We start from the raw sequence: 14,820 nt of genomic DNA, 5'->3' as shown, positions 1-14,820 counted from the left end.
CTCCCCGCGCAAAGCGGGGAGAGGTTAAGCTGGCTTTTTCGGATGAATGAACGCCCACGGACTCACTTCCGAGTCCCTGACCACGTCGATCGCGATCAGATACGGCCCGCTATCCGCCAGTGCCTTTTCAAGCGCCGGCTTGAACTCCGCCGGTGACGTCACCCTGATAGCACCGACGCCGAAGGATTCCGCGAGCTTGACGAAATCCGGATTGACCAGATCGGCGGCCACTACGCGGCCGTCGAACACCTGCAACTGGTCGCGCCGCACATTGCCATAGGCATTGTTGTTGAACACCAGCGTCACCACGCCGATCTTGAACTGCACGGCCGTCGCCAGTTCCTGCACTGCGAACATGAAGCCGCCATCGCCGGTGATCGCAACGACAGGCCGGTCCGGCTGCGCGACCTTGGCGCCGAGCGCGGTGGGAAAGCCGGAGCCGAGCGTGCCCTGATAGCCTGAGGTGATGAAGGTGCGCGGCTGATAGACGGGAAAGCCGAACCATGAGGTGAAGCCGACCTGCGACAGTTCGTCGGTGACGATGGCGTTGTCCGGCAGCACATCGCGCAGGATGTCGAGATAGGCCATCTGCGGCTGGATCGCCTGGATGTCCTTCTGCGCTTTCGCCGAGGCGGCGCGGATCGTCTCGCGGCGGCCTGATGTCTTCGTGTAGCCGGCCTTGCTTACCGCGGCGACCAGCGCGCGCGTTCCTTCTGTCGCATCCGCAACGATCGGCGCATCGACCGTGAGCCGTCGGAATTCGACGGGATCGATATCGATACGAACAGACTTCAACCCCTCTGGCCGGAACGGCCAGCGGAACGTGGTCGGCAATTCCATCCGCGAGCCGATGCCGATCATGAGATCGGTCTGCGGCCACAGATTATAGGCGGCGGCCATGGTGAGGCCGAGCTCATGGGCATTGCTGACAATGCCGCGGCCGGAGCGGAACGCGACCACCGGGGCGTCGATCATCTCGGCGAGTGCGAGAATCGCATCGCCCGCATCCATCGCGCCCGCGCCGACGAAGATCATCGGCGCCTTGGCAGCCTTGATCAGCACGGCTGCGGCCTTGATGCGATCAGGATCGGGCGAGGGCGCTACAAACGGCTCAAGCGTCCTCGCATCCGATGTCTCCGCGCGCTGCGTGAACACATCCCATGGCATTTCCAGCGCGACGGGTCCGCGGCGGCCGGACATCATCTCCTGAAATCCGCGCGACACTTTTGTCGGTGCGTCCGCGGGATAGTCGATGCGCTCGGCCCATTTCACGAAACTGCGGAGCGTCGCGAGCTGGTCGGGCATCTCATGCAAATGACCGCGGCCCTTGCCGAGATAGTCCGATGGCACCTGACCGGTGAGGCACATCACCGGCTCGTTGCAGCCGAAGGCGGTGAGCATCGCCGCGCTGGCATTGAGAATGCCGGGGCCGGGCACCACGCTGAACACGCCGGGCTTGCCGGAGGCGCGGGCATAGCCGAACGCCATATAGCCGCAGGCCTGTTCGTGGCGCGCGCCGATGACGTTCAGCTTCGCCTGATGAAAGGCGTCGAACAGACCATAGACCTGCGCGCCCGGCAGGCCGAACACCGTGTCGACGCCGTGCGCCTTGAGCCCGCTGACGATGGCTTCGCCACCGGTGAGAACAGTCATGCGTATTCCAATCCGTTAGTGTTCGTCGACGACGCCATTGCGCAGTGTGCCGATGCCGTCCGCCTTGATCTCGATTACATCGCCGGGGACAAGATAGCGTGGCGGATCGAAGCGCGCACCGGCGCCGGTCGGCGTGCCGGTCACGATCACGTCGCCGGGCACGAGGGTCGTGAAGGTCGAGATATAGCTCAGGAGATAGCGGAAGCCGAACATCAGCCGCGAGGTGCGATCGTCCTGCCGCAGCTCGCCATTCACATGCGTGGTGAGGCGGATATCGGCGATCTGGCTTTCGTCGGTATAGGGCACGATCCACGGCCCGAGGCTGCCGGTGGAGTCGAAATTCTTGCCTTGCGTGACGTTGAACTTGGCGTGCCGCACCCAGTCGCGGATGGTGCCTTCGTTGCAGAGCGTGATTGCGGCGATGTGATCCAGCGCATCGCCCTCGGCGATGTGTCGCCCAGCCTTGCCGATCACCAGCACGACTTCGCCTTCATAGTCGAGCTGCCTGGACACGCGCGGCCGCATCAGCGGCGTGTCATGTCCGACGAAGGAGCGCGGTGTGCGCATAAACATCGAGGGATATTTCGGCGCGTCCTGGCCGTCCTTGTATTCGGCGTTGCGGTCGGGATAGTTGACGCCGATGCAGATGATCTTTTCCGGGGCGGGGATCGGCGGCTGCCAGGTGATGCTCTCCAGTGCAAAATCCGCAGGCTGGTTGGCCGCGGCATCGGCGAGGCGATGCAAGGCCCCATGGGCGATGGCCTCGCGCAGCGTCGGATAATCCCCGCCGTAGCGCGCGGACAGATCGACGAGACCATCGTCGGTGACGGCGCCGTATTTCAGGGCTCCGTTGACGGTGAAGGTAGCGAGGCGGGGATGGGTCATCGCGCGTGTTCCTCACACTCTATTGTCATCAATCCGCAATCGTCACATCAGCCACAAACGCCGGCTCGCGCACGGCCTGCCCATTGAACGGCGAACCCTGTTCGAACCACGAGCGCGGGGCAGGCGCGCCCCACAGGGTCTGGCGGCGCGGGTCCTTCAGCGACCAGCGCAGGGGCTCGTGGTCGGTGTCCATGGTCTGGTAGTCTGACGTGTAGAGTTCGAGGCGATGGCCGTCGGGGTCACGTACATAGAGGAAGAACGCATTGGAGATGCCGTGGCGGCCGGGGCCACGTTCGAGGTTCTTCAGATAGCCCGATGACGCCATCACGTCGCAGAGATGCAGGATGTTCATCGCGCTCGGCACCCAATAGGCGAAATGATGCAGCCGCGGCCCCTTGCCATTGGTGATGGCGAAGTCGTGGACATTGCCCTTGCGGTGCATCCAGGCGGCGGCGATGCGGCCGTTGTCGCCGTCCTCTTCGCCGTACTCGGTCAGCCGGAAGCCGAGCCGCGCATAGAAGTCGACGGTGTCCTGCACCTCGGCGGCGAAGACGTTGAAATGATCGAGCCGCTGCGGATGGCAACCCTTGTAGAGATCGAAGCGGCGCAGCAGATGCGGCCGCTTGTCCATCGTCGCATAAAGTTCGATCTGGAAGCCGAACGGATCGGTGACATGCATCGTGCGGCCCTGGAACGGCCGTTCGACGAAGGAATAGGTGATACCGTTGGCGGCGAACCAGGCGGCGGCCTTGTCGAGATCGTTCTCGCTGGCGACGCGGAAGCCCAGCCGATGGCACGCCGATGTTGCCGCCTTGCGCAGCACTAGCGAGTGATGCTGGTGCTCTTCCACGGCACGCAGATAGACGGTCTCGCTGTCGGTATCCTCGACATGCAGGCCGACGGCATTCGCATAGAAGTCGCGGCTGGCCTTGAGATCGACGACATCCAGCACGACGTGGCTGGAGCGCAGGATATTGAAGGGCGGATCGAACACGTGGGTCGGCACGGGCATGGGACTGGTCCTGGGCGTTTCCTGTTGTCTTTTATCTCGGCGGCCAAGCCACCGTTGTTTCTGCCGTCATTGCGAGGAGCCCTTGCGACGAAGCAATCCAGTCTTTCTTGGTCTGTGGCTCTGGATTGCCACGTCGCTTCGCTCCTCGCAATGACGGCTGATGGTCGGGTGCGCTAAACTCCCAATCTCTGTATCTTATGCGTCCCGCGCGCCAGCGAGACGTGTTTGGTTTCCATGTAGAACTCGAACGAATAATCCCCGCCATCCCTTCCAATGCCGGAGGCTTTCATGCCGCCGAAGGGCGTCGGTAGGTGGCGGACATTTTCCGAATTGAGCCAGATCATGCCGGCCTCCAGCGCGTCGGCCACGCGCAGCGCGCGGCCCACATCATTGGTCCAGACATAGCCGGTGAGGCCGTATTGCACGGCGTTGGCGATCTCAATGGCTTCAGCTTCGTTGCTGAACGGGATCACCGTGAGGAACGGGCCGAACACTTCCTCTTGTGCCACGCGCATGTCCTTGTGTGCGCCAGTCACCAGCGTCGGCTGCACGTAATGTCCGCCGCCGGGGCCGTCATAAGGCTTGCCTCCGACTGCGATGGTCGCGCCATCCTGCCGGGCGATGTCGAAATAGCTGCAGACTTTTGCGTGATGCCGCTCGTGGATCAGCGGACCGACTTCGGTCCGAGGGTCGAGCGGATGCCCGACCTTCAGCGCACGCACGCGGTCTGCGAGTTTCTCGATGAACGTGTCGGCAATCGTGCTCTGCACCAGCAACCGGCTGGACGAGGTACAGCGCTCGCCATTCAGCGAGTAGATCATGAACACCACGGCATCGAGCGCGCGGTCGAGGTCCGCATCATCGAATACGATCACCGGATTCTTGCCGCCGAGTTCGAAATGCACGCGCTTCAGCGTCGGCGCGCCCTGCGCCATGATCGCGGAGCCGGTGGCGCTCTCGCCGACGAATGCGATGGCCTTGATGGCCGGGTGTTCGGTCAGCGCCTTGCCGGACTCTTCGCCGAAGCCATGCACGGTGTTCAGCACACCGTCGGGCAGGCCGGCCTGCTTGGCGAGCTTCGCCAGCAGATCCGCGGTGACCGGCGACCATTCGGCCGGCTTGTGCACCACCGTGCAGCCGGCAGCGAGCGCCGGCGCGATCTTCCAGGTGGACAGCATGAACGGCGTGTTCCACGGCGTGATGACGCCGACCGGGCCGATCGGCACGCGAGTCGAGACATTCCAGTGCTCATCCGCCGGCATGTTCTGGCCATCGCGCGCCTCTAGGCATTTGTCGGCATAGAAGCGGAAATTCTCGGCGCCGCGGATCGCGGCCTTGGCCATGAAGCGATGCGCCTGGCCGGTGTCGATACATTCCAGCACGGCGATGTCGTCGGCATTGTCCTCGATGGCATCGGCGACGCGATGCAGCAGCTTCTTGCGCGCGGTCGGCGCCATGTCGCGCCATTCTCTGAAGGCGCGATGGGCGGCCTTGGCGGCACTGTCGATATCCGCTGCCGTGCCGCGCGCGACCTGTGCCAGCACGGTGCCATCGATGGGCGACGTCGTTTCGAACACCTCACCCGACGATGACGGCACGATCCGGCCATCGATAATATTGCCGATACCGTCGACCGAGAGCTTCTTCAGCAGCGGCGCGGCGCGCTCGGTGTTGGCCTGAAGGACGGCGGCGGGATCGGCAGGGGTCTTAGCCATTGTTGGCCTCGGCTTTCAGCAGGTCGTGAATGGGATTGCGCTTCCAACTGGTCGCGCTGTCATTGATCTGCATGTCGAAGGACAATGCGAATCTGCCGGACGCAAAGACGTTGTCGAGATGGGTCGAGACCACATCGAAGATATGCGCACCGGCCGTCTGGCGAGCCTCGAGCGACCGGCCTTCGCCGATCCGCAGCAGAATATCGAGAAAGCTGAGGCCGGCGCGGCCGTCGGCGATGGCATAATGCTCGCAGCGGATCGCGCGGACGCGGATGCCGCCGAGCGGAAAGATGCCGGTCTGCACCGCAGCATTGCGGATGACCTCGCAGAGCGCGCTGATATCGATCGCGCCGTCGAGATTGGCCGAATATTCGATGGTGAAATGCGGCATTGTGCGTGATCCCTATTCAGCCGAAGTAGCAGCTCACGGTGCCCCATGGGCCATAGTCCGCCTGGATCGTGTCGCCTTTGCGGGTCTCGATAGGGCGAATGAACGAGCCGGCGAGAACGACCTGACCGGGTTCCAGCGCTAGCCCATGCGGCGCGATCTTGTTGGCCAGCCAGGCGACGCTGGTGGCGGGATGATTCAGCACACCAGCGGCCAGGCCGGTTTCTTCGAGCTGGCCGTTGCGATGGCACATGGCGCCGACCCAGCGCAGATCGGTCTCCAGTGGCCGCATCGGCCGGCCGCCGAGCACGATGCCGGCATTCGCCGCGTTATCGGCGATGGTGTCGAAGATCTTTCGCGTGGCTTTGGTTGCGGCATCGACGCGCTCGACGCGGGTGTCGAGGATCTCCAGCGCCGGGACCACGAAGTCGGAGGCATTGAGCACATCGAACATCGTGCAGTCCGGGCCTTCGAGCCGCGTCTTCATCACGAAAGCGAGTTCGGCCTCCACGCGGGTGGCGATGAAACGGTCAGTGGGAACGATGCCGCCATCGGCGAAGAACATGTCGTCGAGCAGCACGCCGGAATCCGGCTCGTCGATATTCAGCGCGCTCTGCATCGCCTTGGAGGTGAGGCCGATCTTGTGGCCACGCACGATGCGACCCTCTGCGACCTTGATCTCGATCCAGGCTTTCTGAATCGCGTAGGAATCGTCGATGGTAATGCCGGGATGATCCAGCGACAGTTGCCGGATCTGCGTCCGCGTCTTCTCGGCGTGATGCAGGCGCTCTGCCGCGCTTGATATGTCTGAAGAGGTGAGTGCCATCGGGTCGTCATCCCGCGCAGAAAAGCCGCGTGACAAAGTGATTAACATGTTAAGTTGTTGCGATCAAACCCCGGCCGTGACAATTCGATTGTGCGTTGCACACTGGGATGCGCCAGAATCATCCTATAGAGGCGATCATGACGACAGCATCAAAGCCACGGACCGCCGCCAAGGTCGCTGCGAAAATCCCCATGCGCGACTTCTCGCAGTCGCTGCCGATGTCGCTGCTGCGAACGCGGGAATCGGTGATGCGACATTTTCGCCCGTCGCTGCGGGCGCATGATCTCACCGAACAGCAATGGCGCATCCTGCGCGCCCTCGCGGCATCGGGCGAGATCGAGGTGACGGAACTCGCGCGTGTCGCCTTCCTGCTGGGGCCGAGCCTGTCGCGCATTCTGCGCGATCTCGAAGGGCGCAAGCTGATCGAGCGGCGCTTGCTGAAGGCCGATTTGCGCCGCAGCATTGTCTCGATCACGTCAAAGGGATTGAAATTGATCGAGGCCGTCGCGCCCACATCGGAGGCAATCTATGCCGAGATGACGAAGCGCTTCGGCGCGCGCAAATTGTCGGACCTGCAGGCTATGTTGCATGAGCTGGAAGCCGCGCTGCTGGCCATGCCTGCTGCCGATGGCGCGGAAGACGATGATGCTGGTGAATAACTGATCTGCATATTTTTGCGGCAAGGCCGTCGCACGTCACGCGAGCGTTAATTCGTCGTACGAATTTCGCTGGGCTGTAGACAGGAGAAGAATTTTTCGCTCAACTCCCGCCATCAAAAGAAGGCTGGCGCTCAAGTCCGGCCTCTTAGGGAGAGAACGATGACGCTCACGAGACGTGGATTCACGGCAGGGTTGGCCGCTGGTCTGACCGCCCCCTACATCATTGGCAGCGCGCGCGCCCAGGGCGGCGGAACGATCAAGATCGGCATGTGCGCGCCGATCACGGGACCGGCCGCCGAAGCGGGCAAATATGCCACCGGCGGCGCCAAGCTCGCAGTCGAGGCCATCAACAAGGCGGGCGGCATCCTCGGCAAGCAGATCGAACTGATCATCGAGGACGACCAGACCACCAATCCCGGCATCGTGCTGGCCTTCTCCAAGCTTGCTGCCAATCCCGACATCGTCGGTTTCCTCGGCTCGATCCGTTCGACTCAGGTGCATGCGATGGCGCCTGACGTGCTCAAACTCGGCAAGCCGGTGATGTTCGGCGGCACCGATCCGAACCTCACCAAGCTCGGCAATCCCTGGCTGTTCCGTTTCCGTCCGAATGACAGCTATTCCGGCCGCGTCATCGCTGAGTATGGCGTCAAGAATCTCGACAAGAAGAAGTGGGCCGTGCTGCATTCGACCGATGCCTTCGGCACCGCGGGCGGCAAGGCACTGACCGAAGCGCTCGGGCCGCTGGGTGCAACCGTCGCGCTCGATCAGGGCTATGCCAATCAGAGCCAGGATTTCACGCCGGTCGTGCTCGCGATCAAACAGTCCGGCGCCGACATTCTCGGCTCGTATTTCACCTTCGAGAACGATCTCGGCATTTTTGCACGCCAGCTGCGCCAGCTTGGCGTCAACATTCCGTGGGTCGGTTCGCCCTCGATCGTCAACGTCACCGCATTGAAGCTCGCCGGTCCCGCGCTCTACGGCACCTATGGCGTCGCCGATTACGCGGAAGATTCCTCCGAGGCGTCGAAGGCCTTCGGCAAGGCCTATCGCGATGCCTACAAAGTCGCACCCGATAACCAGAGCTCCTGGCCATATGATGCGATCAACGTGCTGGCAACGGCGATCAAGAATGCCGGCTCGACCGATCCGCAGAAGATCCGCGAGGCGATCCTCACGGTCAAGAAATATCCTGGAGCCGAAGGCGAATACAACTTCGACAAGAACGGCGACGGTCTGCACGGCTACAACATCGTGAAGAACGAGAAGGGCAACATCGTCTTCGACAAACACATCGAATTCGATAACTGACGGTGAGGGCCGTCGACCGACGGCCTTCACCGTCATCCCGGGGCACGCGCATCTTCGCGCGTGAACCCGCCACACAATTGTCATTCCGGGGCGCGAGCGCCGTCAGGCGATCGCGAACCCGGAATCCCGAAATGTTCAGCGCCTGTTGCCGCGCTCACCATGTCGAGATTCCGGGTCTGCGCCCAAGCGGGCGCATCCCGGAATGACGAGTTCTTGGCAAAATCACCTCCCACCGAGCACGCCTGATGGATCTGGTACTGCAATTACTATTTACGGGAGTCGGCATCGGAGCCGTCTATGCGCTGGTGGCGCTGGGCTTCGTGCTGATCTTCCGCGCCACCAATGTCGTCAATTTTGCGCAAGGCGAGTTCTCGATGGTCGCCGCCTATCTCATGGTGGTCTGCGCCGTCGATCTGGAACTGCCTTACTGGCTGTCCTTCATCATTGCGCTCGCCGGCATGGCGATCATCGGCGTCATCTTCAATCTCGGCGTCTATTATCCGCTGCGCCACCGCACCTATCTGCCTGTGATCATCGCCACCATCGGCGCCTCAATCCTGATGGCCAACGGCGTGCTGGCGCTGTACGGCCCGCAGCCGCAGGTGCTGCCGGGCTGGTTCGATACGCCCGGCATCCAGCTCGGTCCGGTCTATCTCGATAGCCAGTATCTCCTGATCATTGTGGTCACCATCGCGCTGGTGATCTTCAACTACTGGTTCTTCGAACACACCATGATCGGCAAGAAGCTGCAGGCCACGTCGCAGGACAAGGAGATGGCGTCGCTGCTCGGTATTTCCGTCTCGACCATGATCATGGTCACCTTCATCTATTCGGCCGTGCTCGGCGGTCTCGCCGGGCTTCTGGTTGCGCCGATCCTGTTCGTGTCGATCCAGATGGGCTCGACCATCGCGCTGAAGGCGTTTGCGGCCACCATTATCGGTGGCTTCGGCGATGTCACCGGCGCCATCATCGGCGGTCTCGCGCTCGGGATCATCGAGACGTTCGGCGCCGCCTATATCTCCGTACCCTACAAGGATGGCTTCGCCTTCCTCGTGCTGGTGCTGTTCCTGGTGTTCCGTCCGCAGGGCATCTTCGGCGAACGTGTCGCGGAGAAAGCATGAGCACCTCCAGCGACAACATCCCGGCAGTGGTCATCACGCGTCCGAAACCGCTGCTGCTGCGTCACGCGCCGTATTTCATCGGCGCCGCCATCGTGGTCTTCCTCGCCGCGTCGATGCAGTTCGACGGCTACATCCTCAACATCCTGATGCAGGCCACCACTTTCGCCATCGCCGTGTTCGGCCTGTCGGTGGTGCTCGGCCTGTGCGGCCAGATCAATCTGGCGCAGGCGGCGTTCTTCGGCTTCGGCGCCTATGCGGTCGGCATCGGCACCACGGACTATCAGCTCAGCTATTGGCTGTGTCTGGCGGCGGGCTGCGTGATGGCGCTGGTCGCCGGCGCGGTGCTCGGCCTGTCGACGCTGCGGCTCGGCGGCCATTACCTCGCGATGGTGACGATCTCGTTCCAGCAGATCGTCACTTTGGTGATGATCAATGCGATCTGGCTCACCAAGGGCCCGGACGGCGTGTCGAAGATCGGGCGCCCGTCGCTGTTCCTCTCGTCGCAGTCCTATCTCGCTTTCTGCGTCGCGATGCTCGCTTTGGTCGGTTATGTCGTCTGGCATCTGCCGGAGACGCGGCTCGGCCGCGCCATGCGGGCGGTGCGCGACAACGAACTCGCAGCCGGCGTCAACGGCATCGATGTGTTCCGCACCAAGGTCTATGCCTTCGCCATATCGGCCGTGCTTGGCGGCCTCGGCGGCGGTCTCTTTGCGGGCGGCTTCGCTTATATCAGCCCGGACCAGTTCTCCTTCGCCGAATCCATCGTGTTTCTCACGATGTCGCTGCTCGGCGGCGTGGCGTCGCCGATCGGTTCGGCCATCGGCACGGGCTTGCTGATCCTGATTCCGGAATGGCTGCGTTTCCTCAAGAGCGTGCCGGGCCTTTATCTCGCCATCTACGGCCTGTCGGTGATCCTGATCATCCGCTTCATGCCGGATGGCATCTGGGGCTTCGTCACTGCGGCCTATGATCGCATGCGAAGCAGCAAGAAGGTGGCCGTGACAAGCGCGCCGCTACAGCTCAAGCCGGCGGCGACCGGCGGCGAGATGGTGCTCGAAGTCACCGGCCTGTCGAAACATTTCGGCGGGTTGAAAGCCGTCGATCAGGTCGACATATCCGTGCGCCGCGGCGGCGTGCATGCGCTGATCGGCCCCAACGGCTCCGGCAAGACCACGACGCTCAACGTGCTGTCGGGTCTCTACAACGCGACCTCAGGCAAGGTGGTGCTGGACGGCACTGACGTTACCACGATGCCTCCGCATCTGCGCGCAGCTGCGGGACTCGGCCGCACCTTCCAGAACATCCGCCTGTTCCGCTCGATGACCGCGCTGGAAAACGTCATCATCGGCGCCGAGCGGCCGGGCAATACGCTGACGGGCAAGGGCGATGAAGCCGCGCTGACTGAGCGGGCGCTGGCGGCGCTCACTTTCGTCGGTCTCGGTCCGCGCGCCATGGAGCTGATCTCCAGCTTCTCCTACGGCCATCAACGCCTGATCGAGATCGCGCGCGCATTGGCGGCGAATCCGACGCTGCTATTGCTGGACGAACCCGCTGCCGGTTTGAACTCGACCGAGAAGCTCGAACTGCATGAGCTGCTCAAGCGCATCGCGGCGCAGGGTCTGACCATCCTGATCATCGATCACGACATGACGCTGGTGTCGGAAGCGGCGCAGCACATCACCGTGCTGAATTTCGGACGGCGTATTGCCGATGGCGAGTCGATGGCGGTGCTCCGCCATCCCGACGTCGTCTCGGCCTATCTCGGAACAGACTGATGCCGCTGCTTGAAATCAACGATCTCAATGTCCGTTACGGCGAAATCGTCGCGCTCCGCGGTGTGTCGTTCAATGTCGAGGAAGGGCAGGTAGTGACGCTGCTTGGCGCTAACGGCGCCGGCAAGTCGACCACGCTGCGCGCGATCTCCGGTCTCGCCAAGCCGGCCTCGGGCGACATCCTGTTCGACGGCAAGTCGATCGCAGGTTTGGGCCCGGAAGCCATCGTGCGGATGGGCATCTCCCATGTGCCGGAGGGCAGGCGGGTGTTTCCCGGCCTGACGGTGAAAGAGAACATCATGCTCGGCGGCTCCAATCGCAAAGCGAGCAAGGCCGAATTGTCTGGTGAAGCCGATGCGATGTTCGACCTGTTTCCCGACATACGGAAATTCTCTGGTGCGCTCGGCTGGACGCTGTCCGGTGGTCAGTTGCAGATGGTCGCGGTCGCGCGCGGCCTGATGGCCAAGCCGCGGTTGCTGCTCCTGGACGAGCCGTCGCTCGGCCTCGCGCCGGTCATCGTGCAGGCGGTGTTCCGCATCATCACGGAAATCCGCCTCTCCACCACGGTCTTGCTTGTGGAGCAAAATGCGCGCATGGGACTATCCGTCGCCGATCAGGGCTACGTGCTGGAAACCGGCCGTATCGTGCTTGGCGGCAAGCCGGAGGATCTCTGGGCCAACGAGGCCATCGCGGCCGCCTATCTCGGCGGTCATGGCAAACCTGCAGCGGGTCTTGCGGCCCATTGAGGGCTTGCACCGACGGCCTCGCTGCCCATCAACAAGGACGAATGTCCCGCCATGGTTACAGTTCAAGTCAACAAGCTCATCGATTTCGTTGCCGACGTGTTCGCCCATGCCGACTCTTCTCCGGAAGAAGCCCGGCGCATCGCCACCTATCTCACGACAGCGAACCTCACCGGCCATGACAGTCACGGCGTCATCCGCGTGCCGGTCTATATTCGCTGGCGCAATAACGGGATGATCACCCCGAACCAGACCATCGAGATCCCCGTCGATACGCCGTCGCTCGCCGTCGTCGATGGCCGCTTCGGCTATGGCCAGACGGTCGGCCCGCAGGCGGTCAAGCTCGGCATCGAGAAGTGCAAGGCGGCCGGTCTCTCCGCCATCGCCACCAAGAATTCCGGTCACATCGGCCGCATCGGCGACTGGGCGGAAATGGCCGCGGCCGAAGGCCTGGTCTCGATCCATTTTGTCACGGCCGCTGGCTCCGTGCTGGTGGCACCTTACGGCGGCGTCGAGCGCCGGCTTTCCACCGCGCCCTATTGCGTTGGCATTCCGCGTCCCGGACAGATGCCGGTGGTGCTCGATTTCGCGACCTCGGTGGTCGCCGAAGGCAAGGTGCTGGTGGCCTCGCGCGGTGGCAAGAAATTGCCGAAGGGCGCGCTGATTGCTCCCGATGGCACGCTGAGCGAAGACCCGGCGCTGCTCTACGGCCCGCATGAGATGCAAGGTCCGCGCGATCATTCCAAGGGCACCGGCGCCATCCGCGCCTTCGGCGATCACAAGGGCTCGGGCCTCGCATTGATCTGCGAATTGCTCGGCGGCGCGCTCACCGGAAACGGTGCCACCAAGTATGATCGGCCATTCGCCAATGGCATGTTCTCGATCTATATCGATCCGAAAGTGATCGACCCCGCGAACTTCTTCGACGGCGAAGTCGCGCGCTATGTCGACTTCTTCAAGAGCGCCAAGCCGGCCGCCGGCGTCGATGCGGTTCTGATCCCCGGCGACAACGAGGCGAAGACTCGTGCCGACCGCACCGCCAATGGCGTGCCATTGCCGGATGAGACCTGGGCTGCCATCGTGCAGACCGCACGCGACGTCGGCGTCAGCGAAGACGCCGTGAAGAAGGCGACGTCGTAATTTCTCGAGCTCAACTCTGCTGCACTCAAGTCATCACTACCAACCAAAAGAAGGACCATCGACGATGGCAAACAAAGTCAAGGAAATCTGGAAGGCGGGCAAGGTTGCCGTCAACGGCTGGCTCGCGATTCCGTCGGGCTTCTCTGCCGAAGTGATGGCGCAATGCGGTTTCGACAGCGTCACCGTGGACATCCAGCACGGCGTGCAGGACTACATGTCGATGGTGGAGTGCTTCCAGGCAATGGGTGCGCATCCGGTGACGCCGATGGTGCGCGTGCCATGGAACGAGCCCGGCATCATCGGCAAGGTGCTGGACGGCGGCGCCTATGGCGTGATCTGTCCGATGGTCAACACCAAGGAAGAAGCCGAGAACTTCGTCCAGTATTGCAAGTATCCGCCGCGCGGCACCCGCAGCAACGGCCCGATCCGCTCGGGCATGTATGGCGGCGCCGGCGACTATCAGAAGACGGCGAACGCCGACATCATCTGCCTGCCGATGCTGGAAACCAAGACCGCGGTCGACAACATGGAAGCGATCCTCGATGTCGAAGGCATCGACGGCGTCTATGTCGGCCCAAGCGATCTCGGCTTCTCCTATGGCCTCGTGCCGAAGCTCGACCGCGAGGAGCCGGAGATCCTCAAGATCTACGACAAGCTGATCAAGGAATGCGACAAGCGCGGCCTCAACCCGGGCATCCACTGCTCGGGCCCCGTGGGTGCTGCGAAAAACATCGGCATGGGCTTCAAGCTGGTGACACTGCTCAACGACAGCGGCATTCTCGCCACCGGCGCGAAGAGCTGGGTCAATGACACCCGCAAGGGCTCGGGCGGCAAGGCGTAAGCCACAGGCTCTCTTCCCTCTCCCCTTGTGGGAGAGGGTGGATCGCCGCGAAGCGGCGAGACGGGTGAGGGGTAGCCACAAGCTCCGAGCCCGGCCGGACCCCTCATCCGTCACGGCCTTCGGCCGTGCCACCTTCTCCCACAAGGGGAGAAGGAAGGATCACTCCACCACCGGCGCCGTGTCTATCTTGATCTCGCTCTGTCGGCCGTCGATCACGTCGGCGAAGCGCGTGAGTTCGTGCATCAGCAACTGCTGCCCTTCGAGTCCGAGCGGTGCCAGCAACTCCCGCTGCACATCGAACACCCGCGGGATTGCTTCGTTGATGACGGTCTCGCCCGCCGAGGTGAGCTGGACACGCAGCGTGCGGCGATCGTTCGGCTCCGGCAGCCGTGCCAGATAATTCTGCGCCTCCAGCTTGTTGAGCCGGCTGGTCAGTCCGGCGCCTGACAGCAGCAGCGATTGGGCGATCTGCTTCGGCGACAGGCTGTAGGGCGCGCCCGCGCGGCGCAGCGCCGTCAGCACGTCATAGGTGCCGCGCGTCAGTTCGAAGGGCGCGAGCGCTTCGTCGATGAGGGCTGTGCATTGCATCTGAATCCGGCCGATCAGACCGTAGATGTGCACCGGGCTGGGGTCGATATCCGGCCGCTCCGTCTGCCACTGCGCAAAAATGGCATCGACCTGTTCGCGCATTGCCGCGCGCGCGCGCGTCGGGCGACGCGAGGGTGGTTTCGATCCAGATGTCTCGTCAGTCATGGCG

At 63.0% G+C, this 14,820-nt stretch carries 14 protein-coding genes; 7 read left to right on the top strand and 7 right to left on the bottom strand.

The features are described from left to right. Window positions 1–24 precede the first annotated feature (24 nt). From AB8A50_RS11965 to hpaH, 6 genes are all read right to left on the bottom strand, one after another. The gene (locus tag AB8A50_RS11965; protein WP_439077780.1) at window positions 25–1,653 is read right to left on the bottom strand and encodes a thiamine pyrophosphate-dependent enzyme; all 1,629 of its coding nucleotides are present in this window, start codon (window positions 1,651–1,653) and stop codon (window positions 25–27) included. 15 nt (window positions 1,654–1,668) lie between these two features. Further along, entirely contained in the window at window positions 1,669–2,538 is an 870-nt protein-coding gene (locus AB8A50_RS11960; RefSeq protein ID WP_439077779.1) for a fumarylacetoacetate hydrolase family protein, read from the bottom strand. Between the two features lie 28 nt (window positions 2,539–2,566). Further along, window positions 2,567–3,550 (bottom strand): 3,4-dihydroxyphenylacetate 2,3-dioxygenase, encoded by a 984-nt coding sequence (gene hpaD / locus AB8A50_RS11955; protein WP_439077778.1) that lies wholly within the window; start codon window positions 3,548–3,550, stop codon window positions 2,567–2,569. 173 nt (window positions 3,551–3,723) lie between these two features. Continuing rightward, window positions 3,724–5,265: a 5-carboxymethyl-2-hydroxymuconate semialdehyde dehydrogenase gene (gene hpaE, locus AB8A50_RS11950; RefSeq protein WP_439077777.1), complete on the bottom strand. Its 1,542-nt coding sequence runs from the start codon at window positions 5,263–5,265 to the stop codon at window positions 3,724–3,726. After that, window positions 5,258–5,656, bottom strand: coding sequence for a 5-carboxymethyl-2-hydroxymuconate Delta-isomerase (locus tag AB8A50_RS11945; protein ID WP_089265095.1), 399 nt, complete (start codon window positions 5,654–5,656; stop codon window positions 5,258–5,260). Before AB8A50_RS11945 ends, hpaE begins: the two co-directional genes overlap by 8 nt. A 16-nt stretch (window positions 5,657–5,672) precedes the next feature. After that, window positions 5,673–6,479, bottom strand: a complete 807-nt coding sequence (gene hpaH, locus AB8A50_RS11940) for a 2-oxo-hept-4-ene-1,7-dioate hydratase (protein WP_439077776.1) — start codon at window positions 6,477–6,479, stop codon at window positions 5,673–5,675. Window positions 6,480–6,616: 137 nt separating this feature from the next. On the opposite strand from hpaH, the gene hpaR reads away from it, so the two are divergent. The 7 genes from hpaR (at window position 6,617) to AB8A50_RS11905 (ending at window position 14,063) form a co-directional block, all read left to right on the top strand. Further along, window positions 6,617–7,138: a homoprotocatechuate degradation operon regulator HpaR gene (gene hpaR / locus AB8A50_RS11935; protein WP_439077775.1), complete on the top strand. Its 522-nt coding sequence runs from the start codon at window positions 6,617–6,619 to the stop codon at window positions 7,136–7,138. A gap of 159 nt (window positions 7,139–7,297) precedes the next feature. After that, complete coding sequence (locus tag AB8A50_RS11930; protein ID WP_089265093.1) at window positions 7,298–8,446, top strand: ABC transporter substrate-binding protein; 1,149 nt, start codon at window positions 7,298–7,300, stop codon at window positions 8,444–8,446. Window positions 8,447–8,691: 245 nt separating this feature from the next. Next, window positions 8,692–9,567 (top strand): branched-chain amino acid ABC transporter permease, encoded by an 876-nt coding sequence (locus tag AB8A50_RS11925; RefSeq protein ID WP_439077774.1) that lies wholly within the window; start codon window positions 8,692–8,694, stop codon window positions 9,565–9,567. Beyond that, window positions 9,564–11,342: a branched-chain amino acid ABC transporter ATP-binding protein/permease gene (locus AB8A50_RS11920; protein ID WP_439077773.1), complete on the top strand. Its 1,779-nt coding sequence runs from the start codon at window positions 9,564–9,566 to the stop codon at window positions 11,340–11,342. The genes AB8A50_RS11925 and AB8A50_RS11920 overlap by 4 nt, the downstream gene beginning before the upstream one ends. Next, complete coding sequence (locus AB8A50_RS11915) at window positions 11,342–12,085, top strand: ABC transporter ATP-binding protein (protein WP_068735820.1); 744 nt, start codon at window positions 11,342–11,344, stop codon at window positions 12,083–12,085. Before AB8A50_RS11920 ends, AB8A50_RS11915 begins: the two co-directional genes overlap by 1 nt. A 51-nt stretch (window positions 12,086–12,136) precedes the next feature. Further along, window positions 12,137–13,222 (top strand): malate/lactate/ureidoglycolate dehydrogenase, encoded by a 1,086-nt coding sequence (locus AB8A50_RS11910; protein ID WP_439077772.1) that lies wholly within the window; start codon window positions 12,137–12,139, stop codon window positions 13,220–13,222. Between the two features lie 64 nt (window positions 13,223–13,286). After that, window positions 13,287–14,063 (top strand): HpcH/HpaI aldolase family protein, encoded by a 777-nt coding sequence (locus AB8A50_RS11905; protein WP_068735824.1) that lies wholly within the window; start codon window positions 13,287–13,289, stop codon window positions 14,061–14,063. A gap of 159 nt (window positions 14,064–14,222) precedes the next feature. Here AB8A50_RS11905 and AB8A50_RS11900 read toward each other — a convergent pair whose 3' ends face one another. After that, window positions 14,223–14,816: a MarR family winged helix-turn-helix transcriptional regulator gene (locus AB8A50_RS11900; RefSeq protein WP_439077771.1), complete on the bottom strand. Its 594-nt coding sequence runs from the start codon at window positions 14,814–14,816 to the stop codon at window positions 14,223–14,225. Between the last annotated feature and the right edge of the window lie 4 nt (window positions 14,817–14,820).

Source organism: Tardiphaga sp. 841_E9_N1_2, assembly GCF_051811065.1.
In the GTDB taxonomy this organism is placed as follows: Bacteria; Pseudomonadota; Alphaproteobacteria; order Rhizobiales; family Xanthobacteraceae; genus Tardiphaga; species Tardiphaga robiniae.
The sequence above is the reverse complement of the archived record's forward strand: the minus strand, read 5'-3'. Positions and strand labels throughout refer to the sequence as shown.

What these genes read in the sequence shown, in the direction of transcription:
- AB8A50_RS11965 (WP_439077780.1), bottom strand. Translation starts at nt 1,653, where the DNA reads ATGACTGTTCTCACCGGTGGCGAAGCCATCGTCAGCGGGCTCAAGGCG.
- AB8A50_RS11960 (WP_439077779.1), bottom strand. Translation starts at nt 2,538, where the DNA reads ATGACCCATCCCCGCCTCGCTACCTTCACCGTCAACGGAGCCCTGAAA.
- hpaD (WP_439077778.1), bottom strand. Translation starts at nt 3,550, where the DNA reads ATGCCCGTGCCGACCCACGTGTTCGATCCGCCCTTCAATATCCTGCGC.
- hpaE (WP_439077777.1), bottom strand. Translation starts at nt 5,265, where the DNA reads ATGGCTAAGACCCCTGCCGATCCCGCCGCCGTCCTTCAGGCCAACACC.
- AB8A50_RS11945 (WP_089265095.1), bottom strand. Translation starts at nt 5,656, where the DNA reads ATGCCGCATTTCACCATCGAATATTCGGCCAATCTCGACGGCGCGATC.
- hpaH (WP_439077776.1), bottom strand. Translation starts at nt 6,479, where the DNA reads ATGGCACTCACCTCTTCAGACATATCAAGCGCGGCAGAGCGCCTGCAT.
- hpaR (WP_439077775.1), top strand. Translation starts at nt 6,617, where the DNA reads ATGACGACAGCATCAAAGCCACGGACCGCCGCCAAGGTCGCTGCGAAA.
- AB8A50_RS11930 (WP_089265093.1), top strand. Translation starts at nt 7,298, where the DNA reads ATGACGCTCACGAGACGTGGATTCACGGCAGGGTTGGCCGCTGGTCTG.
- AB8A50_RS11925 (WP_439077774.1), top strand. Translation starts at nt 8,692, where the DNA reads ATGGATCTGGTACTGCAATTACTATTTACGGGAGTCGGCATCGGAGCC.
- AB8A50_RS11920 (WP_439077773.1), top strand. Translation starts at nt 9,564, where the DNA reads ATGAGCACCTCCAGCGACAACATCCCGGCAGTGGTCATCACGCGTCCG.
- AB8A50_RS11915 (WP_068735820.1), top strand. Translation starts at nt 11,342, where the DNA reads ATGCCGCTGCTTGAAATCAACGATCTCAATGTCCGTTACGGCGAAATC.
- AB8A50_RS11910 (WP_439077772.1), top strand. Translation starts at nt 12,137, where the DNA reads ATGGTTACAGTTCAAGTCAACAAGCTCATCGATTTCGTTGCCGACGTG.
- AB8A50_RS11905 (WP_068735824.1), top strand. Translation starts at nt 13,287, where the DNA reads ATGGCAAACAAAGTCAAGGAAATCTGGAAGGCGGGCAAGGTTGCCGTC.
- AB8A50_RS11900 (WP_439077771.1), bottom strand. Translation starts at nt 14,816, where the DNA reads ATGACTGACGAGACATCTGGATCGAAACCACCCTCGCGTCGCCCGACG.